We start from the raw sequence: 22,229 nt of genomic DNA, 5'->3' as shown, positions 1-22,229 counted from the left end.
AAATTTCGCAGTCGAAATCGGGTATATTCGGCGAAAAATTTAACGAAGACACTCGGAAAAAGGGTTTCCCCTTCGCCAAAGACCTCCACCGCAGCAAGTCTTTTGTACTTTTGAGGGAATTTTTTTCTCTCAACAACATGGACGACCTGCTCATTTTCATCTCCTACGCCGAGGAGGACGCGCCCGTCAAAGATGCGTTCATCAAAGAGTTCTCGCCCGCGGCCCAAAGCAACCATTGGCGCCTTTGGCAGGACGGCGAAATCAAGCCCGGCGCATTTTGGGACAATGAAATCAAGGCCAATCTAGAAAAAGCCGAAGTCGTCGTCTTGCTGGTCAGCTCCGATTTTCTCAATTCAGAGTATAAAAACATTGTCGAATTAAAACACGCCCTAGCCAAACAACAACAGGGACTTGCACTGGTCATCCCGGTCATCTTGGACGACTGCCTGTGGGAAGACCACGATATGTTACCCAAAATTCAAGCGGTGAAAGCCAACGAGCGCATCAAGGAAAAAGGCAACAAAGACGAGATGAAGGCCGCCCTGCAATGGGCCGCGCGTCAAGTGCGCGACAGCGTGAAAACCAGTCAGCCAGCCAAATCCGCCGCTGCGGGCCTCAAGCCTGAAGAAATCAATGAACTCCGCCAGCTCGACCCCGACGCGCTCATCATAGCCGTTCGGCAAAAACAACAACGCTGTCTGCTGCTCTCCAAATCGGGCACCGTGTCGCAACACCCCCTGTCATCCAGAGGATTGCCGCAAAAAGTCCTGTCCATACTTCAACGCCTCCTGCTCAAAGGCGACTTGGAAGAAGAAGACTGCCGCGTGTTGGGCGAGGCGCTGTTTTATCGGCTTTTTGCCGACCCCGCGTCCCAACAAGCCTTCGTGAAAGCCTACAAGGCTCAGATGCCTGCCGACGTCAAGCCACTCAAAATCGTGCTTCATTTCGACGACCAGTCCAGTGATTTGGCTGGCCTGCCATGGGAGTATCTCTGGCTTCCCCTGCCCGAAGGCCAAGAAGAGGGCTTTTTTATCGGCGAAAAAGAAAATCTCGTGCTTTCGCGCCGCCTGTCGTCAGTGGGGAAAGAAAAAAAGGTGGAAGCAGACAAGTTGCGCATCCTTGTCGCCTATTCAAAACCCGCAGTGCAGGAAGTCGCTCAGCGCATTGACGACGACGCTCAGAGCGTCTTTGGCCGCTCCAAGCCCCTGAAAGAAGAAGATAAAAAATTGTGGGCCAACATTGAAGTGTCGGGGCCGCAAGAGTTCAAAAGCCAAAAAGATTTCGAGGCCTTCATCAAAAAAGAAAAGCCATTCCACATTGTTCATTTCATCGGAAAAGGAAAAACAGAAAAAGAGGTGAGCCATATCGCGTTTTGTGATGCACATGCCAAGAAAGAGGAGTGGCTCACCCCCGACGAATTTGTGCAATGCTTCCCAGACGGGCAAAAACCCAACCTCATCTTTTTGCACGCCCCCCCGGATTCCTGTAGCAGCTTGCGCGACATGGCGCTCCACCTCGTCACCTCGGTGGATGGGGTGCTGGCCATACAGACACCCGTGAAAAGCGAGGAGGCCGCCGATTTTTCCGAAAAACTATACACCGCGTTGGCCAAAGGCGAAGACTTGGACGAGGCCGTCACCCACGCCGCCCGCTACACCGCCGCAAAAAGTGCCAACCGCTTGCGCATGTACGGCATTTCGGCCTCCTTCTCGCGGGCCACCCTAAAACTGGAAGTGGCCAAACCAGCCGCTGCCGCAGCCACCAATGAGGATAGTTTTGTGTTTTGGGAGTGCCCCAATCACAGCGACCCACTCATTCAGTGCAAGCAACTTCTGCCCGTCAAGGGAGGGCGTTGTGCTTGGACATTTTGCAAAAAATGTGATGCCGGCCCGCTTTGGTTTTGTCCCAATTGCCAAAAAGCCGTTGCCAACCTTTCGGAAAAACGTTGCCTCAACTGCGGGTATGAGACAGCCCAAATGGTCGTGCCCGACGAAGTGAGACAACTTGTACCATCCGCCAAAACAGAAGGCACCCCGATTACCAAACCCACCGGCCCCAGCACCATGACCGACCGCACCACCCACAGCCCGCAAGAGAGCCGTCGCGCCGAGCCGGGCTTGCCGCGATAAAAACACTCTGAGTGATGAAACCCGAGCTTTCCGACAAGCAAAACAAGATTTTTGCCGACGCCTATCACGCCGCTGCCATGCAGGGAGCAGATATGCAACCGTTAGCCGCCACGCTCGAACCCTTGCGGCGAGACTTGAAGAAAGAGGGAGACACCTTGGCAGCGCGTGCTGCGCTCGACACCATCGTCGGGGGCAACAGCGACACAAGAGCCGAAGCGCCCCTGCTCCAACTCCGCAAGGATTTCATCGGTTGGCTAAAACAGGCTTGGATAGCGGAGATGGAACAGGCGCTACAACAGTCGGAAGAAGCAGCCTGGACATTATTTCTCACGCGCTACGTCGAGGCGCTCGCACATTGGCGCACACAGCTCGCATGGTGGTGGGCAGAAGCGGCTGCCGGGACGGTGCCAGAGCAAAAGAAACACTGGTTTGAAGGCAAATCCGCAGAGTTGGGCCGATTTAGGGAAAATGGCCGCCATGCCGAACACGCACGTTGGCCCGAGGCATATCCTTTCCTACGCAAACTCGCCCAACACTCGACGCTCACACCTTCCCTACGGGCGCACTTGTGGTCTGTTTGTGGTTCCATCCAGATGTACTACAACACCATCCCAGACGCGGAACACGACCTTGAGCAAGCGGCAAAATTATTCCCAAGACTGTCCTATTTGGCCATTTGCCGCGCCGATTTGGAGCGCATACTGGGGCATTACGAGTCATCGAGAGCGTTGTTGCGCACACATTTGACCTTGCACCCCAAAGACCCAGAGGCCTACATTGCCTTAGGGCGCAGTTTTTTGGAAGAAAAAAACTGGGACGAAGCCGCTCGTTGTTTCGAGGACGCTATCGCGGCAAACCCCGGCAACTCCGGGGGCTACCGCAACAAGATGGCGCTTTGGGGCAAAGACGAAACACTATTCGCAGCGCACAAACAGGAGATAGATAAAGTCCGCGCATTGGCCGACAAAGCCGACCCGGACAATGAAGCAAGCAACATGCTTGAGGCGGGCTATGCCTATCAGGCAGGAGGGGATGCCGAGGCTGCCTATAACTGTTTTCAGCAATTGCACGAAGGCGACCCATCGCGATTGGAGCCAATTGTCGCGCTCGGCTATTTGCGACAGCAAGAAAAACGATACGACGAGGCAACCGAACTTTTCAAAAAAGCACTTGGCCTTGCCCCCCAAGCGGTGGACGGATACTGGAACTTGGCCGCTTTGTGTGCCGAGCAAGCACAATATGCCGAAGCAGCCGGATGGTATGATAAGGCGCTGCCGCACTGCCCCATGTTCGCACGCACCCTTAGGGTGAAGGCGGGCGAGATGTATATCGCTATGGGTGATTTTGAGAAAGGGATGGCCTCTTGTTTGGAAGCACTTGAACTCGACCCACAGTTCGATTTTGCGCTCAACACCCTCCACGACCTTTCCGATACCCTACGCGACAAAGGCTACAGCGAAGGAACGGGCATGGAGCCAGCCGTAGAAGTATTGCGCCGAATACGAGCCGTCAAAGGAGACTCATACAAAGCCAGCTTCCACAATCGTGTTGGGAATATCCATTATTATTTCGCGGATTACCAAAATGCCGCCGAGCATTATCGCCAAGCCATAGCCGCTGACGCGAGCCTCGCCGTCTATCACGACAACTTGACGGGAGCATTGGACAAACTCTCCGAAACATCGGCGACCCTTGAAGGCCTGCGTGAGGCGCTGCACCATGCGCAGCAAGCTGCCCGCCTCGAGCCTTCCAACGAACAGTACCGCCAGCAAGCCAGCCGCTTGGAGCGCAAGCTCGTCTCATTGCGGCATTTCGGAGTGTTGCCCGACGAGCGCTCGGCCAACACCTTTTCCATCCGGGTGCGATTCCGCGACAACCTAACAGAGTGGTTCGTGCAGGAGGGCAATCTCGCGCCCAATTTGTTGCAAAAAATTGAAAATCTGCGAGAAAGATTCAAACAAGCCTTTGGCATCACCCTGCCCGGCATCCGTTTCTCTACCGATTGGAACATCGTGGAAAGCGCCAACTTTGTCATTGACCTCGATGGCATCCCGATGCAACAAGGTTGGTTGGACTTTGGTGAAACCACCTCTGACAAGCATACCGAACACGCTTTTGATTGCCTCTTAGACCTGCTTGAGCAAAACGTTCAGCTCAACCTTGCTGACTTCATTCACTACGATTCGCCGGAAATCTCGGCCAAATTCGTTGGGAAATCCGCCACTTATGCTTCCGGGTTTTTCCAATTGATCCGAATGTTGCTCAAGCAAAAAATCTCCGTTGTCCAAATTGATGTGATACAGGAAATATACGAGAGTGGCCTTAAGTCGCAAAAGTCCATCCAAGCCATTGCCCAAGACGTGAGAAGCCACCCCTCCATACTCCCCTATTTGCCCGTCAACACGGCTTCGAGCCGGACCTTGTTGCATCTGACCGCCGCGCAAGAGGAAGAAATTCTGTCGAGTGTGGGCAAAAGCATCGCGGGTCAGTTGCTTTGGCAAATCCGCCCCAGCGACCCGACCTTTTTCCAGATTCTCGAATATCTTCCCAAAAACGACTTCGTGCTGGGCGGCGCTGGGCATTTTGTGGCCACCCAACATCCCCAAATTGCCACCTTGCTCAACGACCTCAGCCCCGGCACCTTTTTTAGCCGGGGAGAAATCTTGCACTTAACCGATGCCGAAAAAGCAGCCTTGCCGACATGAGTCATACCTCAAACATTGGAATCGAGATTAACATCCGCGTGCCAGAGGGACATCCGCTCGCAGAAGAGGGACAGCCCCTCGCGTGGAGCCAGTTGTCGCAATATGCCACCGCGCTGTTTCAGCACTTGGGTGTGCCGGGAGTAGTGGTCGTTGTGAGAGAGAAGCAGCCCCCTTCATTCAAAAAAATAGAAGTCGCCATCAATGGCAAGATAGCTCGATTGCGCCACACCACCGCTCACAGCCTTCACGACTCCCTGACGGCACAAGTCGTTGCCCTGTGCGACGACCTACTGAGCAATCGAAGGCTGCTCATCACCCCCGATTTGGTCGAGGCAGTGGCGGAAAAAGCCCACCCATCTTTCCGTCGTTTTGATGCCAACGGCCAAGAGCGCATCGTGCAAGTACTGCTTGCTCAAGGGTTTGGTCTTCAACATCTTGAGCGATTTTCGCCTTCAGAAACCAACACGCCCGAAGCATGGGCAGAGGCGTGTATAGGCGACCTCGAAGCCGTGAGGTTTGCCATGCACGCCCACCCCAGCCAAATTGACCCCGACGACAATCCGCACGATTTCAACCGCCTCGTGGAAAGCGCCGATTATTTTGTGGATGCCGCCTTTAAAATAAAGGGCATTCCATTCCCCAAAATAAGAGGCGAGAAACGCACCGACTTCGCCCCCAACGAAATGGCTTTCCAAATCAACGACCTGCTATTCCCCACCCGGCCAATTGGCGACATGGCGACTGAAAATCTCCAATTTGTCAATTTCCTCACCCGCCATGGGGCGTTGTTTCTCAACCGGGGCAGCGTCAACTTTCTGCTCGATTCGTTGGAGGCAGCCAACCCCAACCTCTTGGCGCTAGCTCGCACACGATTCAGCACGGATTTTATCACCACTATTTTGCGCCATCTGGCCGTCGAAAGCATCTCCATAAGACCCTTGGTGCGTATCCTTGAAGTGCTCGTCAGTGGCGGGCAGGATGCCTACCGCCAAGGCTTGTCCGCGTCCGAGGCGCCATCCTTGTCCGAGACAGTGCACCTGATAGACTCAGACAAGCGATTGGAACATCTAAGCCTGAGCGAATGGGCTGAATTGGTGCGCGTCAACTTGAAAAATGCCATCATCAATCGGGCTTCTGCGCATTTCGAGGAACACCAAACCCTAAGTTGTTTTTACCTCGAAAACGACTTGCTCCAAAGGGTGCTTCGATTCGACGAACTCGATGACGGGGAACAGGCAACATTGCGCGAGCGGGTCTGCGCCCAGATTGCGCAAAACTATCACACGCCGGCGGGGAAAATTCGCCCTATCATCACCGCCGCCGCATGGCGCAAAAGAATCAGCGATTTGATTGCTTTTGAATTTCCAGAAACCTCCGTGTTCAGCCTGCAAGAGTGCCTGCCGAGAATAGTGGCACGCTTCGAAGTGATGCTTGAGGCATGAACACGGGGGAGGCTTGCATGAAAATGGTTGGCAAAACGACATTCCACGCGCCCCGAATTTTCTTTCGGAAAATCTTAAATCCTGTTTGGAAAATTCTCGCCTCTTGAAGTACCTTTGCGTTCGCTTTTGGGAAAGCCCTCTTTTTTGAGCGTTTTTTTCATTGATTTTGAACGAGTTACATCAAATTTTAGCAAATTAAGGTATGCCTACCATTAATCAGCTGGTGCGCAAGAGCCGCGAGAAAGTCGAGTACAAGAGCAAGAGCCGTGCGTTGGCCGCAAGCCCGCAGAAGCGTGGCGTTTGCACCCGTGTTTACACCACTACGCCTAAAAAGCCCAATTCGGCTTTGCGCAAAGTGGCTAAAGTGCGTCTTGTCAACGGCATCGAGGTCATCTGTTACATCCCCGGAGAAGGTCACAACCTGCAAGAGCACTCCATCGTGCTCGTGCGCGGTGGTCGTGTGAAAGACCTGCCCGGCGTGCGCTACACCATCGTTCGCGGCGCGCTCGACACTGCTGGCGTGAACAACCGCAAAAAAAGCCGCAGCCGCTACGGCACCAAGCGTCCGAAGAAATAAATCTTGTTGTTGATTGGGTGATTTGTTGATGCGTTGATTGAAAAGTCAATGCTCAGCAAAGCTTCAAATCGCCAAATCAGCACATCCACAAATCAACAATAAATTAAAAAATGCGCAAGCACAAACCGAAACCTCGAGTATTGTCCCCTGACCCACGTTACAACGACACGCTTGTGACACGTTTTGTCAACAACCTGATGTGGGAGGGCAAGAAGAGCGTTGCTTTTGGCATTTTCTACGATGCGCTCGACATCGTGAAAAGCCGCACCAACGAGGACGAGTTGCAAGTCTGGAAGAAAGCCCTGAACAACGTGATGCCCCAAGTAGAGGTGCGCAGCCGTCGTATCGGGGGCGCCACTTTCCAGATTCCGACGGAGCTCCCGGCCAACCGCAAGGTATCCATTGGCATGAAATGGATGATTCGATATGCCCGCGCCCGCAGCGGCAAAGGCATGGCCGAAAAATTGGCTGCCGAAATCATGGCCGCCGCAAAAGGTGAGGGCAGCGCCGTCAAGAAGCGTGAAGACACACACAAAATGGCGGAAGCGAACCGCGCTTTTGCACATTTCAGAGCTTAATGACCCCTCGTGGTCAAATTCCTACCGTCGAAAGAGGGTGTATCATAAGTCGTTGAAGGTCGTCAAGAGTCATTTGCTGTAATTTGAAAGCCACATGAGACATGGTGTGCCAAATTAAAAAAATGACTTTCACGGCTCCCGAATGATTTATGAGATGCTCTTTTCCGGCGGTATTGGCTTTTAAAGAGACAGCCTTTGCTTTGCCCCTCGTTTGTTTTTCAAAACAATAAAAAAGCCAAACCCCATTTTGCCAAATAAACCATTAGCAGCCAGATATTTTTTCGCCAATTGCGATACTTTGTTTTGAAGCTGCGTCTCATAGCACTAAAATTCATTCATTCACTCTCAATTACACTCAAATCATGGCAAAGGACCTCCGGTTCACCCGCAATATCGGTATCGCCGCGCACATTGACGCTGGCAAAACGACATTTACGGAGCGTACTCTTTTTTATACCGGTGTCACGCACAAAATCGGTGAAGTGCACGAAGGCGCTGCTACCATGGACTGGATGGAGCAGGAGCAGGAACGAGGCATCACCATTACTTCCGCCGCCACCAAATGCGCTTGGACGGTAGAAGAGCAGAAATATGACATGAACATCATTGACACCCCCGGCCACGTGGATTTCACGGTGGAAGTGAACCGCTCGCTGCGGGTACTTGACGGGCTGGTGTTCCTTTTCTCTGCCGTGGACGGCGTGGAGCCTCAATCGGAAACCAACTGGCGTCTGGCCGACAACTATAAAGTGCCACGCATCGGTTTCGTCAATAAAATGGACCGCGCTGGCTCCGACTTCATGATGGTAGTGAAAGACATGAAGGCCAAGCTCGGCGCCAATGCCATTCCGCTGCAAGTGCCCATCGGCTCGGAGCACAATTTCAAAGGCGTGGTTGATTTGGTGACGAATCAAGCGATTATCTGGAACGAAGCCGACCAAGGCATGACCTACAACGTCGTCCCGATTCCCGACGATTTGAAAGACACGGTGCACGAACAGCGGCAGGCGCTCATCGAAGAAATTGCCTCCTACGACGACACGCTCATGGAAAAATTCTTCGACGACCCCGATAGCATCACCGTGGAGGAAATGCGTGCTGCCGTGCGAGCGGCTGTGTGCGACTTGAAAATGACCCCCGTCATGTGTGGCTCGGCATTCAAAAACAAAGGTGTGCAAGCCTGCTTGGATGCCGTTTGCTACTACCTTCCTTCTCCGATTGATATCGAGGCGGTGAAAGGCACCGACCCGAAAACAGACAAAGAAGTGGAGCGCAAGCCTACCGTGAGCGACCCCTTCACGGCGTTGGCTTTCAAAATTGCCACCGACCCGTTTGTGGGGCGTCTGTGCTTCATTCGGGTTTATTCGGGCAAGCTGGATGCAGGCTCTTACGTGCTGAACACTCGTTCGGGCGAAAAAGAGCGCATCAGCCGACTTTACCAGATGCACGCCAACAAGCAAAACCCGATTGACACTGTGGAAGCGGGCGACATCGCGGCAGCGGTAGGCTTCAAGGACATCCGCACGGGCGACACACTCTGCGACGTGGCGCACCCGATTGTGCTGGAAAGTATGGTGTTCCCAGAGCCGGTGATTGGGTTGGCAGTGGAACCCAAGACGCAAAAAGACCTCGACAAATTGGGCATGGCGCTCAACAAACTTGCCGAGGAAGACCCCACCTTCCGCGTTCGCTACGATGAGGAAACCAACCAAACGGTCATTTCCGGCATGGGCGAGCTGCACCTCGAAATCATTGTTGACCGCCTCCGCCGCGAGTTCAAAGTGGAATGCAATCAAGGTGCTCCACAAGTAAACTACAAGGAGGCGCTCACCAAAACGACCACACATCGCGAGCGCCTGAAAAAGCAAACGGGTGGTGCAGGTCTTTTCGCCGACATGGAATTCACGCTTGGCCCTGCCGATGAGGAGTTCCTGCAAAGCGACGACTTCAAGAGCGGCAAGAAGAAATTGCAGTTTGAATGGGCTATCGTGGGTGGCGCGATTGACAAAAACTACATCAAGCCGATTACCGATGGTTTCACTCAGATGATGAACAACGGCATTCTGGCAGGCTACAACATTGACTCAATGAAGGTGAAAGTGACCGATGGCTCCATGCACGCGGTTGACTCCAAGCCGATTGCGTTCGAGTTGTGCGCCAAAGAAGGGTTCCGTGCCGCAGCTCCGGCTACCAAGCCGCAAATCATGGAGCCTATCATGAAGCTCGAAGTCATCACACCGGAAGAGTACGTTGGCCCGGTCATCGGCGACCTCAACCGCCGTCGTGGTTTGCCCAAAGGCCAAGAGACCCGCATGGGCGGCGCGGTCGCCATACAAGCAGAGGTTCCTTTGGCCGAGATGTTTGGCTATGTGACCTCGCTTCGTACGCTGACCTCTGGCCGTGCCTCTTCGACCATGGAATTCAGCCACTATGCCGCAGCGCCCGAAAACGTGGCTAAGGCCGTCATCGAGAAGGCCAAAGGGACGGTGAAGGCATAAAAGAGATTAGAAGGTCACTCGTTTGAACGTTAGAAGGTTGTCGTACAGCCTTTTTGGAAATACAAGACCCGGCCAGCGCGATGCTGCCGGGTCTTTGCTTTATGGTCAGTGTGGGGCATACATTTTCCGTCTCGCTGTGAGTGGCGAAAGAGATTTTAAAACCTTGTTTTTGCGTCAAAATATACTTCGCGTCGTTAGGTTTTGGGCATGGCTGCAATCGCAATCTGTTCAAAATCAAGAACATCAATCATGTTCATCTAACAAATCCTAGCGAATCAAGGTATAAAAACCATGCAACAAGTCATAATGCCAGGGTCTGCTTGGCGTTTCCGACACAGTATCATGCGGGATTATTTTGTGAGGCATTCTTCCTGAGGCTGTCATTCCGAACGAAGTGAGGAACGACAACACTGTGGAGAAGGTTTTTTTAAAACAAAAAATAGTCTTTCACCCTACCTTGCCGCACATTTCAAGAATGACTTTTAATTACTCCAATTACCCCTAATTACTCCCTTTGCTATGACGAAAAAACTCTTCCTCCTCGACGGGCACGCCCTCATCTACCGCGCGCATTTCGCGTTCATCACCCGCCCGCTCATCAACTCCAAAGGTTGGAACGTCTCTGCCATTCAGGGTTTTATGCGCACATTGTGGGACATGATGCAGTCAGAAAAACCCACCCACGTCGCCGTCGTGTTCGACCCCAAAGGCGGCACCTTCCGCCACGAAAAATACGAGCCCTACAAAGCCAACCGCGAGGCGCAGCCGGAGGACATCTCGTTCGGCATCCCTTGGGTGGAACGCATCGTGCGCGCCATGAACCTGCCCGTCGTCAGCGTGCCCAACTACGAGGCCGACGACGTGATTGGCACCTTGGCAAAACAGGCGGAAAAAGATGGTTACGAGGTGTTTATGGTCACGCCCGACAAGGATTTCGGGCAGTTGGTGGACGACAAAATTTTCCTCTACAAACCCGGAAAAGGCGGCGACGCGGCGGAAATCTGGGGCAAAAAAGAGGTCTGCGAACGCTGGGGCATCAAGCGCGTGGAGCAGGTGATTGATATGCTCGGCCTCATGGGCGACTCGGTGGACAACATCCCCGGCCTGCCCGGCATCGGCGAAAAAACCGCCGCCAAACTGCTCGACGAGTTCGACACGGTGGAAAATCTGCTCGCCAACGCCGACAAACTTAAAGGCAAACAGCAGGAAATCGTGAAAACGCACGGCGACAAAGCCATCCTCTCCAAATGGCTCGCCACGATTGACACCAACGCGCCCATTCAGTTCGACGACAAGACCTTTGAAATCGAACCCTTCAACCGCGAGGAACTCATCCAGATTTTCAAAGAATTGGAGTTCAGGACTTTGGCTGATGCGATTTTGAAAAGTCCGTGGGCAAGCCCGCCCGCGTCGGAGACTTCAGTTGCTGAAAAAGGAGCAAAAACGGCTGCGAAGTCGGCGGCCAAAACTGCCAACTCGGACGGCAGCATACAAGGCAGTCTTTTCGGCGACGACCCTGCCGCCCAGCCCGTCGCCACCGGCGGAATCGTCGAGCGTGGCGGCGCAGCGCACCGCGTCGCCGACAAGAATATCGAGAACGTTCCGCACGAGTATCACCTCGCAGACACACCTGAAAGCAGAACAAAACTTGTCACCCTGTTAAGGGTCGCTCCCGCCATCTGTTACGATTCCGAAACCACCGCCATCGAGCCGACGCAGGCAGATTTGGTGGGCTTTTCCTTTGCCCTGAAAGCCCACGAGGCTTGGTATGTCCCGATTCCCGCCGACCGCGAAGAGGCTCAAAAAATCGTCGAAGAGTTCAGACAAATTTTTGAAAATGAAAACATTGTGAAAATCGGACAGAACCTGAAATACGATGCCATCGTCCTGAAAAACTACGACTGCGAACTGCGCGGCACGTTCTGGGACACCATGCTCGCCCACTACCTGCTCGAACCCGAACTCCGCCACAACATGAACTACATGGCGGAAACTTACCTGAACTATTCGTCCATCAAAATCGAGGAACTCATTGGCAAAAAAACGGGCGGCAAACAAGGCACCATGCGCGACGTGCCGATTGAAAAAATCAAAGATTATGCGGCAGAGGACGCCGATATTACCTACCAACTTTACGAGTATTTGAAACCCAAATTGGAGGCGGGCGGCGAGAGTTTGGTGAAATTGTTTCGCGAGGTGGAAACGCCGTTGGTGAAAGTGCTGGCCGATTTGGAATTTGCGGGCGTGCGCATTGCTCCCGATTTTTTGAAAGAGTATTCCGGCGAACTCGCGGTGCAAATCGTTGATTTGGAAAAGAAAATACTCGCCGAAGCGGGTTTCAATTTCAACATCGCCAGCCCGAAACAAGTCGGCGAAGCCTTGTTCGACCGCCTGAAGCTCCCTTATCCCGGCAAAAAAATGAAGTCGGGCCAGTACAGCACCGACGAGGACGTGCTGACCGAACTGGCCGCCACTTACCCGATTTGCACCGACATTCTCGCGCACCGGGGTCTGATGAAACTGAAAAGCACTTATGTGGATGCTTTGCCCGCGCTCATCAATCCGCGCACGGGGCGCGTACATTCGTCTTTCAATCAGGCACTCGCAGCGACGGGGCGACTCAGCAGCCAAAACCCCAACCTGCAAAACATTCCCATCAAAACCCCCGAAGGGCGCAAGGTGCGCGAGGCGTTCATCCCCCGCGATAAAGACCACATCCTGCTTTCGGCAGACTATTCGCAAATCGAACTGCGGCTCATTGCTGAAATCAGCCAAGACGCAGCCATGCTCGATGCCTTCCAAAAAGGTCTCGACATTCACCTCGCCACCGCCGCCGGGGTGTTCAGCGTGCCGCTCGACAAAGTCACGCCCGAACAGCGTCGCGCCGCAAAAACCGTGAACTTCAGCATCATCTACGGTGCGGGCGCGAGCAATCTCTCGAACCAACTCGGCATCAAGCGCACGGAGGCCAAAGAGTTGATTGAAAATTATTTCCGCCAATACAAAGGGCTGAAAAACTACATGACCGACATCGTGGATTTCGCCCGCAAACACGGCTATGTCGAGACGCTGCTGGGCCGCCGCCGCTACCTGCGCGACATCAATTCGGGCAACGGCATGATGCGCTCCATGAGCGAACGCATCGCCATCAACACGCCCATTCAGGGCACGGCAGCGGATTTGATTAAGGTGGCGATGGTGAACATTTGGAAGGCGATGCGCGAGGGCAAGTTCAAGTCACATATGATTCTGCAAGTCCACGACGAGTTGGTGTTCGATGTCCGCCGCGACGAACTGGAACGCCTGAAACCGATTATCCAACACGAGATGCAGACGGCGCTCCCGAACCTGAAAGTGCCGATTTTGGTGGAAATGGGCACGGGGGAGAACTGGCTGGAGGCGCATTAGTGCCACCAACTTTCGGTTGGCGAGGTGCGAGCGGTTCGCCAACTGAAAGTTGGCGGTATTTGTTTTTATCTTACTTTTGGGGAAACTTACATCAGGCCATGGCACACAAAGTCATCAACGTTGACAAAGAAATCCTCGGCGGCACACCAGTCTTTTGGGGCACACGGGTGCCATTAAAAAACCTTTTCGACTACTTGGAAGAAGGCGAAACCGTCGAAGAGTTTTTGCAGGATTTCCCCTCCGTGACCCGCGAACAAGTAGAACGGGTATTGACGCTGTCGCAAAAACTCATCACTTCTTCTGCCGAAATCCTTCATGAAGATTTTGCTTGACGAGTGCGTCACCCGCAAGTTGTAAAAACACCTGTCCGGCCTTGAGGTGCAAACGGTGACGGAGACAGGTTTGTCAGGATTTAAAAACGGCAAACTGCTGGCGGCTGCCGAACAGATGGGATTCGATATTCTACTGACGATTGACAAAAACATTGATTATCAGCAAAACATCAGCAAGTGCAACCTGACATTGGTGGTCTTTGATGTGTTCAAAAGCAACATCAAATACCTTTTGCCGCTTGTTCCCAATTTTTTGAATCAATTTTCTGGTTTCCAGAAAGGTAGAACTTATACCATCTCTTGATTTTTCCAACCTGAAAGCGCCGATTTTGGTGGAAATGGGCACGGGGGAGAACTGGCTGGCGGCACTCAGGCAGACAGCACCCCTGAAAAACAACAGCCCCCCCTCACTGCCCTTCTTTTCTCCGCAATAAGTAGAACCACCCTAGATTCGTCTCCACCGAGTCCATGTAGTAGTTGGAAACCAAGTGCCTTGTGCCGCGCAGGGTGTCGGCTCCCATGCGACTGAGCGAGTCGAGCCAAGTGTATTCGGCCACAATCGTGCTGTCGAAAAGTGCTTGGTCGAAGGCGGCTTTTGCGAATATCGTATGGCTCAGATTGGCGCCGCTGAGGTTGGTGCCGCTCAGCCGGGCCTTGCTGAGATTGGCGGAGGAAAGATTGGCGCGGCGGAGGTCGGCGCCGGATAGATTGGTACTGGAGAGGTTGGCTGATTCCAAGTAAGCTTTGCGCAGGGTCGTGTTGCGGAGGCGCGCGTCGCGCAAATTGGCGTGGACAAGAATGGCATCGTTCATCTCCGCGTCGCTCAGGTTGGCGTTGCTCAGGTCGGTATCGTCGAGGCGAGCGCCCTCCAAGTCGGCCCCTGTTAGGTTGATGCCTGCAAGATATTCACCGGACAAGACCGCTTTTTTGAGGTCGGCAAACGAAAAATCGGCAGATTGGTACACCCGTCGCAGGCTTCTTTTGTCAATCTCGCTGCTCACGATGGAAAGCAAGAGATAGCCGCGTTCGGGGCTGAGCTCGCGCCCCACCAGCGAGTCGGTGCCGAGGTATCGGTAGGGGCGAAGCGAGTGGCTCAATGCAATGATGCGCCCAATCAGTTGAGGCGAGATGTCGCGCACGCCCTGCACGCCCACGTCATCTTTGAGTTCGCTGTCAACGGCATCCAAGATATTGCCCATCAAGAAGATGAACGAACTGCGCCGTTCGGCTTCTTGGAGGTAAGTTTGCTGGTCGAGGCGGAGGTTTTGTTGGTTGAGCAACTGGTTTTGTTGGTTCAGCAGTTTGTTCTGGTTATAGAGCAACAAGGTGCCCAACACACCCGCCAAGCCCACCATGAGCGTCTGAAACGCGACCACTACCCATCGGCGGAAATTCATCCAGGAGTACCAAGCCGTTATTTTGCGAAACAGCAGGCTCAGGTCGCGTCGTGCTTGGTCGTACTCTTTCTCCACCACGCTGAAGAGCAGCGATTGCCCCGTTTTGTTGAGCTCGCTCAAATCCGTGTCGGACACGCCAAACAGTTTTTTCAACAGCCTCTCTTTGTTTTGAACAACCCAAAGCGCGAATAGCCCCGTGATGATGATAAGCCACAAAAAGAAGAACACGACATGGTGAATCTCGTTTTGAAGCGCTTCCATGCCTACTTGCGACACCACTACCCCGATAATCATGCCCACTAGCAAGGCGATAATGACGCGGGCCAGCGCGTCAATTCTTTTCGTGTAAGATTCGTCCTTTTTTTTCTTTTCGGAAGCCATGTGCATGAGGCAGTTTGCGCAGCAAACGTACACAAGTTCATCGTGGTTTTTTGAATGAAAAAATGCGCGATAAGCCGCCATGCTGCCAACAACCCGGCTGGCTAAATGCGGAACAAGACATCGTTTTTCCTTCCTTTCCGTTGGATTTACAATAACTTCGCCGCCCTAATCGGAGTTCGCTCATGGCAGGTTTCTCGGAGCAAATAAAGGGCTGTATTTTCAACTTGGACGGTGTCATCGTTGACACGGCAAAACACCATTACACGGCGTGGAAAAGGCTGGCCAATCAGCTGGGGTTTGATTTTTCGATAGAGCAACACGAGGAACTGCGGGGGCTGAGCCGCTTGGCGAGCCTCGAAAAAATCCTCGAATGGGGCGATGTGTATATGACCGAGGCAGAAAAGTTGCACTGGTCGGACGTGAAGAACAACTGGTACGTCGAGCTCATCTCCAATCTGAAGCCATCGGATGTGCTGCCCGGCGCACTGTTGTTTCTGCGGCAAGTGCGAGAGGCAGGGCTTCAAATGGCGCTATCGTCGGCCTCGCGCAGCGCGCGGTCGGTGTTGCGCTCCACCCATCTTGAGCCTTATTTTGATGTGATTATTGATGGCTACAGCACCCGCAAGGTGAAGCCCGACCCGGAGTCGTTTCTGCTGGCTGCGCAGGGGCTTGGCTTGCGTCCCGCGGAATGTGTGGTGTTTGAGGATGCGGCGTTGGGTGTTTGGGCAGGCGTGGCAGGTGGTTTCACCGTCGTGGGTATTGGCCAGCCAGAGTATCTTCCCAAAGCACATTTGGTGATACCCGGTTTTGAAAATTTGACGTTGAACAGTCTGTTGACTCAACTTTCAGGCACAACCGTCGCCTGATATAGCCAACGCAAATTGGTTTTGAACGAGCACACTCGCAACCCTCGAAAAACCATGCAAATCAATCACGGGCATCCCCGCCTTGCCCACAGGCCGGTTCAAATCTTTTTTTAATCGGGGTATATTTTTCGCCCTAACCCCCTGCATTTCACAACACTCATCCGTACACAAAAACATGAAACTCAACATCCTGCTCGGTCTGCTGGCTATCGCATTGGGATACCTGACCTGCAAAACATTCAAAAAGCCCAAAGCCGAACCATCCGCTGCCGACCCGTCGGCCTCCCCATCCGTCTATACCCCTACCGATGGCCGCGATTGGAATGCATCGCACATAGTGGAAGGCGACAACCCCGACCCCAACTATTCTATGCAGATACAAGAGCCACCGCGCATGGTCACGGTGCCTATAGATGCGTTACCGCCCGCCAGCGCCAGCCGCAAGGCATATCTCAGCACAGGTTGGTGGCACATGAATATGGCCTTTCAGCCTACCGACACACTCGTGCACCGACATTACCAGTCCAAGTGGCTGCGTTTTCGCGAAGACCAGACGTTCGACGTTTTGATAAAAAACAAAGTGGTGGACACGGGGCGCTGGAACTGGGACGAAGCCAAAAACGAAATTTATCTCGCCTGCAAAGACCCTTACATCAACAACACATGGGCCGTGACCGACAAAGGCTTTTTGATGATTTGGAGAGGCAACACCGACCTGAACGTGACTGGCATACAGGTGCGGGTGGCTGGCTCGAAAACCGCGCCGCCAGCGCATTGATTCTCTTCCGACATTCAAAATAAACTGCCATGAGAAACTTGTTTTTTGCCCTCGCTTTCGCGGCATTATTTTTTTCCTGCGAAAACAAACCCGCTCCCGCCGTGCAAACCGCGCCACCACCGTCACCCAAACCTGCTCGCCCTGCCGAACCCGAATGGGCACGCAACGCCGTGCTTTACGAGTGCAACATCCGCCAGTTTTCGCCGTCGGGCGATTTCGCCGGGGTGAAAAAACAACTTCCCCGACTCAAGGAACTCGGCACCGACGTGCTGTGGCTCATGCCCATCCACCCCATTGGGAAAGAAAAACGCAAGATGAACCCCGGCGACCTCGGCAGCCCTTACTCGGTGCAAGACTACTACGCCATCAACCCCGATTTCGGCACGCTCGACGACCTGAAAAGCCTCGTCAGCGAAGCGCACGCACTCGGCCTAAAAGTCATTCTCGACTGGGTGCCCAACCACACCGCCTGGGATGCCGTGTGGATGAAAGAACACCCCGAGTTCTACACAAAAATCAACGGAGCCTTCACCACGCCCATCAATGAGCACGGCCAGCCTACTGGCTGGGACGACTGCGCCGACCTCGATTATTCCAACCCGGACTTGCGCAAAGCCATGATAGCGGCCATGCAATACTGGGTGAGGACCTGCGACATTGACGGCTATCGCGTGGACATGGCCGGCCTCGTGCCGAACGACTTTTGGATGGAGGCGCGCCCCGCGCTGGATTCTGTGAAACTGCTGTTCATGCTCTCCGAATGGCAAGACGAGCCAGCGCATTTCAATTCTTGCTTCAACGCCAACTATGGCTGGAAATGGAAAGACGTGACCCGCGACATCGCCGCTGGCAACCAAAACGCAAAATCGCTCGACACGCTTCTCAATTTCCTCGACGGCTTCTACCCGAAGGATTACTATCAATTGTATTTCACCTCCAACCACGATGAAAACTCTTGGAGCGGCACCGATGCCGAATTGTACGGCTCTGCATTGGATGCCTTCAATGTGCTCATGTTCACTTGGCAAGGCACCCCCATGCTCTACAACGGACAGGAAGACGGTCTTGCAAGGCGGTTGAAGTTTTTTGAAAAAGACCCCATTCGCTGGAAAAAATACGCGAAAACGGATTTTTTTCAAAAACTATGCACCCTCCGACACACCAATCAAGCATTGTGGTCGGGGAAAAACGGCGGCAACTTGCAGAAGATTTCCACCGATTCGGATGAACACGTCTATGCGTTCACACGCGAGAAAAATGGCGACCGCGCCATCGTGGTATTGAATTTGAGCAAGAACACCCGCACCGTCAACCTTGCCCCGAGTAGCGACGTGCTCGGTGCCTACCTGAACCTTTTTGGCGCGAGCACCGTGCAAGTGACCCCCAAAATGACCCTGACACTAAAACCCTGGGAGTATCTCGTGCTGACAAACAAGTAGTGGAAATGCCGACAATACCCTCTAACCACCCTTAAAATGTCCTCCAACGGCGAACACAACGGCCACCACCACCGGCTCACCACAGCTGGCTTAATTATCACCCTCGGCATCATTTATGGCGACATCGGCACCTCGCCGCTTTATGTGATGCGAGCCATCGTGGGCACCGATGTTGTGAATCGGGAGACGATACTCGGCGCGGTATCGCTCGTGTTCTGGACGCTTACCATTCAAACTTCGCTCAAATACGTCACCTTGGTGTTGCAGGCTGACAACAAGGGCGAAGGCGGCATTTTTTCCCTCTACACTTTGGTCCGACGGCGGCGCCGTTGGTTGTTGTTTCCGGCCATGATAGGCGGTAGCGCGGTATTGTCGGAAGGCATGATAACGCCGCCCATTTCTATCTCGTCGGCCATAGAGGGGCTTCAAGCGGTGGACAGTCTGCACGACGTTCATATTCCGATAGTTGCCATCACCATCGGCATACTCTCTGCTTTGTTTATTTTTCAGCAATTCGGTACGGCGACGGTCGGGCGGTTTTTTGGACCAGTCATGTTGGTGTGGTTTTCCATGCTGGGGCTTTTGGGGCTGATGCAGTTGGCCGGGAACTGGTCCATTTTGCAGGCGCTCAACCCCGTGCACGCCATGCAGCTGCTGCTGCATCATCCCAATGCGTTGGTACTCATGGGCGCGGTATTTCTTTGCACCACTGGCGCGGAGGCGCTCTACGCGGATTTGGGGCATTGTGGCAAGCAGAATATCCGGGTGAGTTGGATTTTTGTGAAAACGTGTCTGGTGCTCAATTATCTTGGTCAAGCTGCATGGTGCCTCCATTTTGAGGGGCAGACCATGTTGGTCAAAGGCGAGACACTCAATCCGTTTTACGGCGTCATGCCCGATTGGTTTTTGCCCATTGGCATCACCATCGCCACCATGGCAGCCATCATCGCCAGCCAAGCCATGATATCGGGTTCTTTCACGCTCGTCAGCGAAGCTATCCGCCTAGGTCTTTTGCCAAAACTGACTGTCATTTTCCCCACCCACCTGAAAGGGCAGCTTTATGTGCCAGCGGTGAACACCTTACTCTGGGGAGGTTGTGTTTTTGTGACCTTGTATTTCCAAGAAAGCAAACACATGGAGGCGGCGTATGGATTGTCTGTCACGATTACGATGCTGATGTCCACCATCCTCTTGTCCAACTTTTTCGTGACGCGCCGAAGACCACCGTTGCTCGTATGGATTTTCCTGGTTTGGTACTTGTGTTTTGAGGGAGCATTTTTCTCAGCCAACTTGCTGAAGTTTAAGGAAGGAGGCTTCATCACCATCGTCATTGCCTCTGTGTTGTTCGTGCTGATGTATGTGTGGGTGCAGGCCAAAAAAATCAGAACCCGTTTCATTCACAACATCAAAATCAACGACTACATAGACCAGCTCATCGCGCTGAGCAACGACGAATCCGTGCCAAAATATGCCACCAACCTCGTTTTTCTCAGTAGCGCCAAATCGCCCAAAAAGGTGGAGGAAAAAATCCTCTACTCCATTCTCCAGACTCAACCCAAACGCGCCGACATCTATTGGTTCGTGCACATCGAAGTCACCGACGAGCCATACACCATGGAGTACAAAGTCAACGTGCTCGCCGCTGATGACGTCTATAAAGTCACCTTCCGCCTCGGTTTTCGAGTGGAGCAGCGCATGAACCTGTTTTTGCGCAAGGTGGTGGAAGAACTTTTGCTCAATGAGGAGGTTAATATCGAATCGCGCTACCACATCAGCCGCGACGGGCTGCCAACGGGCGATTTCAAATTCGTCATTATCCAAGAATTCCTGTCGCACGAAAACGACCTGCCCGTGCTGGAACAAATCGTGATGACGGTCTATCTGGCAGTAAAAAGCTTCACCGCTTCGCCCCAAAACTGGTTTGGCCTCGACAGCGACTCGGTTGACCTTGAAAAAGTGCCGCTTGTGCTGCGCCCCGTCAAAGACTTTAAACTGAAAAGAATCACCTGATGCGGCATGGGGCGGACATCGGCCCAATCGAATCAGTCGAACCAATCGAATATACTGCGCTTGCCGAACGTTATGGAGCGGCTAAAGATGTTCATCATTACTTTGGGATTTTGACATGAAATTCAAAAACATACCTGCTGTGCTTGTGGCTTTGAGCCTGTTCATGCCTGCCATTTTGCTTGCTCAAAACACACTTGACGGACAAGCAAAGACCGTCCCGGAGGCGGAGGTGACGCGCCAAAGCGCCTTTGTGAACGCCGAACGCGAGCGCCTGCTTGGCCATCACGACAAAGCCATCGAGCTGTACAAAAAATTCACCTACGACAATCCCGATGTCGGAGCCGCTTGGTATGGCATGGCGCGTTCGTATTTTGCCAAAGACGATATGGCAAATGCGCTCGAATCCGTCGTCAAGGCGGTGGAAAAAGAGCCAGCCAACGAGTGGTACCAGATTTTTCAAGCCGATATTCTGGAAAAAACCGGGCGAGCGAAAGATGCCGTCAAGGTATATGAGGGACTGACCAAGCGTTTCCCCAACACGGTGGAGTTTTGGCAGCACTTGGCCTACCTGTCCGTGCTTGCCGCCGACCCCAAAGGTGGGTTGAAAGCCCTCGAACGGGTCGAAAGCCTGCGCGGCATCACCTTGGAAACAACAATGGAAAAACACCTGATTTATGTGGGCATGGGCGACAGCAAGAAGGCCGCGGCAGAGTTGCAAAAACTCGCCGACATCTATCCCGAGCGCATCGAATATCGCCACCGGTTAGCCAAATACTACGAGACATCGGGCGACAAAGCCAGCGCCCGCAAAGTGTATGAGGACATCTTGCGCCGCCGCCCCGACGACCCAGAGGCAAAACTGGCCGTGCTCGACAAGGCCAAAAGCAGCTCCGATGCCGATTACCTGGCCTCGCTCAAACCGCTTTTTGCCGACGCGAAAATTTCCATTGATGCCAAAATAAAAGAGGTGCTGCCCTATATCCCCAAACTTGAGGCTGGCCGCGACGAATCGCTCACTCAAACCCTGCTCGAACTCGGCAGCCTCGTGGAGCAGGCGCACCCCACCGACCCCAAGGCATGGAGCCTGTCGGGTGATTTGCGCTATCACGCCAACCGCCCTGCGGAGGCACTCGAACGCTATCGAAAATGTATAGAACTCAACCCAACCGTCTTCTCCGTGTGGGAAAACACCCTCGACATCCTGTATCAACAGCAACGCCACGACGAGATGCTCCGCATGGCCGACCAAGCCATAGATGCTTTTCCCAACCAGCCCAAGGCATACTACTACTACGGCTTGGCAGCCAATGAAAAAGGCCAGCACGACGATGCTCGTGCGCAGCTGGAACAGGCCGTGCTGATGACGGGCAACAACTTTGCCTTGCGCTTGGACATTCAGGACCAAATCGGCTTGGCGCTGCTGGGCAAGAAAGACTTCGCTGCTGCCGTCAGTCACTACGAGCGGCTGCTCACGCAAGGGGGCGACAAGCACCCCGGCATCATGGAGCATTTTGGCGACGCGCTTTTTCAAAAAGGCGAACGCTCAGCGGCGGTGGAGGTTTGGAAAAAAGCCAACGCAATCAGAAAATCGGCAGAGTTGGAACGGAAAATAGGGGAGCGAAAGCTATAAAGGTCAGCGGCGCGGACACCCCCTGTGCGAGTGTTTTCGATATTTCAAAAACACTCGCA

General features: G+C 53.4%; 15 protein-coding genes. 14 read left to right on the top strand and 1 reads right to left on the bottom strand.

Annotated features, from left to right (window positions below; all coding sequences use genetic code 11):
- Positions 1 to 137: 137 nt before the first annotated feature.
- The 9 genes from KIS77_21945 (at position 138) to KIS77_21905 (ending at position 13,973) form a co-directional block, all read left to right on the top strand.
- Complete coding sequence (locus KIS77_21945; GenBank protein ID MCW5924999.1) at positions 138 to 2,129, top strand: TIR domain-containing protein; 1,992 nt, start codon at positions 138 to 140, stop codon at positions 2,127 to 2,129.
- Between the two features lie 14 nt (positions 2,130 to 2,143).
- On the top strand, positions 2,144 to 4,834 hold the full coding sequence (locus tag KIS77_21940) for a tetratricopeptide repeat protein (protein ID MCW5924998.1): 2,691 nt from the start codon (positions 2,144 to 2,146) through the stop codon (positions 4,832 to 4,834).
- The gene (locus KIS77_21935; protein ID MCW5924997.1) at positions 4,831 to 6,276 is read left to right on the top strand and encodes an FHIPEP family type III secretion protein; all 1,446 of its coding nucleotides are present in this window, start codon (positions 4,831 to 4,833) and stop codon (positions 6,274 to 6,276) included. Before KIS77_21940 ends, KIS77_21935 begins: the two co-directional genes overlap by 4 nt.
- A 202-nt stretch (positions 6,277 to 6,478) precedes the next feature.
- The gene (gene rpsL, locus KIS77_21930; GenBank protein ID MCW5924996.1) at positions 6,479 to 6,853 is read left to right on the top strand and encodes a 30S ribosomal protein S12; all 375 of its coding nucleotides are present in this window, start codon (positions 6,479 to 6,481) and stop codon (positions 6,851 to 6,853) included.
- A 110-nt stretch (positions 6,854 to 6,963) separates the two neighbouring features.
- On the top strand, positions 6,964 to 7,431 hold the full coding sequence (rpsG, locus tag KIS77_21925) for a 30S ribosomal protein S7 (protein MCW5924995.1): 468 nt from the start codon (positions 6,964 to 6,966) through the stop codon (positions 7,429 to 7,431).
- A gap of 362 nt (positions 7,432 to 7,793) precedes the next feature.
- Positions 7,794 to 9,929, top strand: coding sequence for an elongation factor G (fusA, locus tag KIS77_21920; GenBank protein ID MCW5924994.1), 2,136 nt, complete (start codon positions 7,794 to 7,796; stop codon positions 9,927 to 9,929).
- Between the two features lie 519 nt (positions 9,930 to 10,448).
- Complete coding sequence (polA, locus tag KIS77_21915) at positions 10,449 to 13,337, top strand: DNA polymerase I (protein MCW5924993.1); 2,889 nt, start codon at positions 10,449 to 10,451, stop codon at positions 13,335 to 13,337.
- A gap of 98 nt (positions 13,338 to 13,435) precedes the next feature.
- A complete protein-coding gene (locus KIS77_21910; GenBank protein ID MCW5924992.1) occupies positions 13,436 to 13,669 on the top strand; it encodes a DUF433 domain-containing protein in 234 nt (77 codons plus the stop codon).
- A 55-nt stretch (positions 13,670 to 13,724) separates the two neighbouring features.
- Positions 13,725 to 13,973 (top strand): hypothetical protein, encoded by a 249-nt coding sequence (locus tag KIS77_21905; GenBank protein ID MCW5924991.1) that lies wholly within the window; start codon positions 13,725 to 13,727, stop codon positions 13,971 to 13,973.
- Positions 13,974 to 14,076: 103 nt separating this feature from the next.
- Here the strand turns inward: KIS77_21905 and KIS77_21900 are convergent, their stop codons facing one another.
- Positions 14,077 to 15,447 carry a pentapeptide repeat-containing protein gene (locus tag KIS77_21900; protein MCW5924990.1) on the bottom strand — a complete coding sequence of 457 codons (1,371 nt, stop codon included), beginning with the start codon at positions 15,445 to 15,447 and terminating at the stop codon, positions 14,077 to 14,079.
- A 182-nt stretch (positions 15,448 to 15,629) separates the two neighbouring features.
- Here KIS77_21900 and pgmB point away from each other — a divergent pair, with 182 nt between their 5' ends.
- From pgmB to KIS77_21875, 5 genes are all read left to right on the top strand, one after another.
- The gene (pgmB, locus tag KIS77_21895) at positions 15,630 to 16,313 is read left to right on the top strand and encodes a beta-phosphoglucomutase (GenBank protein ID MCW5924989.1); all 684 of its coding nucleotides are present in this window, start codon (positions 15,630 to 15,632) and stop codon (positions 16,311 to 16,313) included.
- Positions 16,314 to 16,488: 175 nt separating this feature from the next.
- Positions 16,489 to 17,091, top strand: a complete 603-nt coding sequence (locus tag KIS77_21890) for a hypothetical protein (GenBank protein MCW5924988.1) — start codon at positions 16,489 to 16,491, stop codon at positions 17,089 to 17,091.
- A 29-nt stretch (positions 17,092 to 17,120) separates the two neighbouring features.
- Positions 17,121 to 18,530, top strand: coding sequence for an alpha-glucosidase C-terminal domain-containing protein (locus tag KIS77_21885; GenBank protein ID MCW5924987.1), 1,410 nt, complete (start codon positions 17,121 to 17,123; stop codon positions 18,528 to 18,530).
- A gap of 36 nt (positions 18,531 to 18,566) precedes the next feature.
- Positions 18,567 to 20,540 carry a KUP/HAK/KT family potassium transporter gene (locus KIS77_21880; protein MCW5924986.1) on the top strand — a complete coding sequence of 658 codons (1,974 nt, stop codon included), beginning with the start codon at positions 18,567 to 18,569 and terminating at the stop codon, positions 20,538 to 20,540.
- Between the two features lie 115 nt (positions 20,541 to 20,655).
- Positions 20,656 to 22,170, top strand: a complete 1,515-nt coding sequence (locus KIS77_21875) for a tetratricopeptide repeat protein (GenBank protein ID MCW5924985.1) — start codon at positions 20,656 to 20,658, stop codon at positions 22,168 to 22,170.
- Positions 22,171 to 22,229 lie beyond the last annotated feature (59 nt).

This window comes from Saprospiraceae bacterium (assembly GCA_026129545.1).
Classification (GTDB): domain Bacteria; phylum Bacteroidota; class Bacteroidia; order Chitinophagales; family Saprospiraceae; genus M3007.
This window is presented reverse-complemented; position numbering and strand designations above follow the sequence as displayed.

What these genes read in the sequence shown, in the direction of transcription:
- KIS77_21945 (MCW5924999.1), top strand. Translation starts at nt 138, where the DNA reads ATGGACGACCTGCTCATTTTCATCTCCTACGCCGAGGAGGACGCGCCC.
- KIS77_21940 (MCW5924998.1), top strand. Translation starts at nt 2,144, where the DNA reads ATGAAACCCGAGCTTTCCGACAAGCAAAACAAGATTTTTGCCGACGCC.
- KIS77_21935 (MCW5924997.1), top strand. Translation starts at nt 4,831, where the DNA reads ATGAGTCATACCTCAAACATTGGAATCGAGATTAACATCCGCGTGCCA.
- rpsL (MCW5924996.1), top strand. Translation starts at nt 6,479, where the DNA reads ATGCCTACCATTAATCAGCTGGTGCGCAAGAGCCGCGAGAAAGTCGAG.
- rpsG (MCW5924995.1), top strand. Translation starts at nt 6,964, where the DNA reads ATGCGCAAGCACAAACCGAAACCTCGAGTATTGTCCCCTGACCCACGT.
- fusA (MCW5924994.1), top strand. Translation starts at nt 7,794, where the DNA reads ATGGCAAAGGACCTCCGGTTCACCCGCAATATCGGTATCGCCGCGCAC.
- polA (MCW5924993.1), top strand. Translation starts at nt 10,449, where the DNA reads ATGACGAAAAAACTCTTCCTCCTCGACGGGCACGCCCTCATCTACCGC.
- KIS77_21910 (MCW5924992.1), top strand. Translation starts at nt 13,436, where the DNA reads ATGGCACACAAAGTCATCAACGTTGACAAAGAAATCCTCGGCGGCACA.
- KIS77_21900 (MCW5924990.1), bottom strand. Translation starts at nt 15,447, where the DNA reads ATGGCTTCCGAAAAGAAAAAAAAGGACGAATCTTACACGAAAAGAATT.
- pgmB (MCW5924989.1), top strand. Translation starts at nt 15,630, where the DNA reads ATGGCAGGTTTCTCGGAGCAAATAAAGGGCTGTATTTTCAACTTGGAC.
- KIS77_21890 (MCW5924988.1), top strand. Translation starts at nt 16,489, where the DNA reads ATGAAACTCAACATCCTGCTCGGTCTGCTGGCTATCGCATTGGGATAC.
- KIS77_21885 (MCW5924987.1), top strand. Translation starts at nt 17,121, where the DNA reads ATGAGAAACTTGTTTTTTGCCCTCGCTTTCGCGGCATTATTTTTTTCC.
- KIS77_21880 (MCW5924986.1), top strand. Translation starts at nt 18,567, where the DNA reads ATGTCCTCCAACGGCGAACACAACGGCCACCACCACCGGCTCACCACA.
- KIS77_21875 (MCW5924985.1), top strand. Translation starts at nt 20,656, where the DNA reads ATGAAATTCAAAAACATACCTGCTGTGCTTGTGGCTTTGAGCCTGTTC.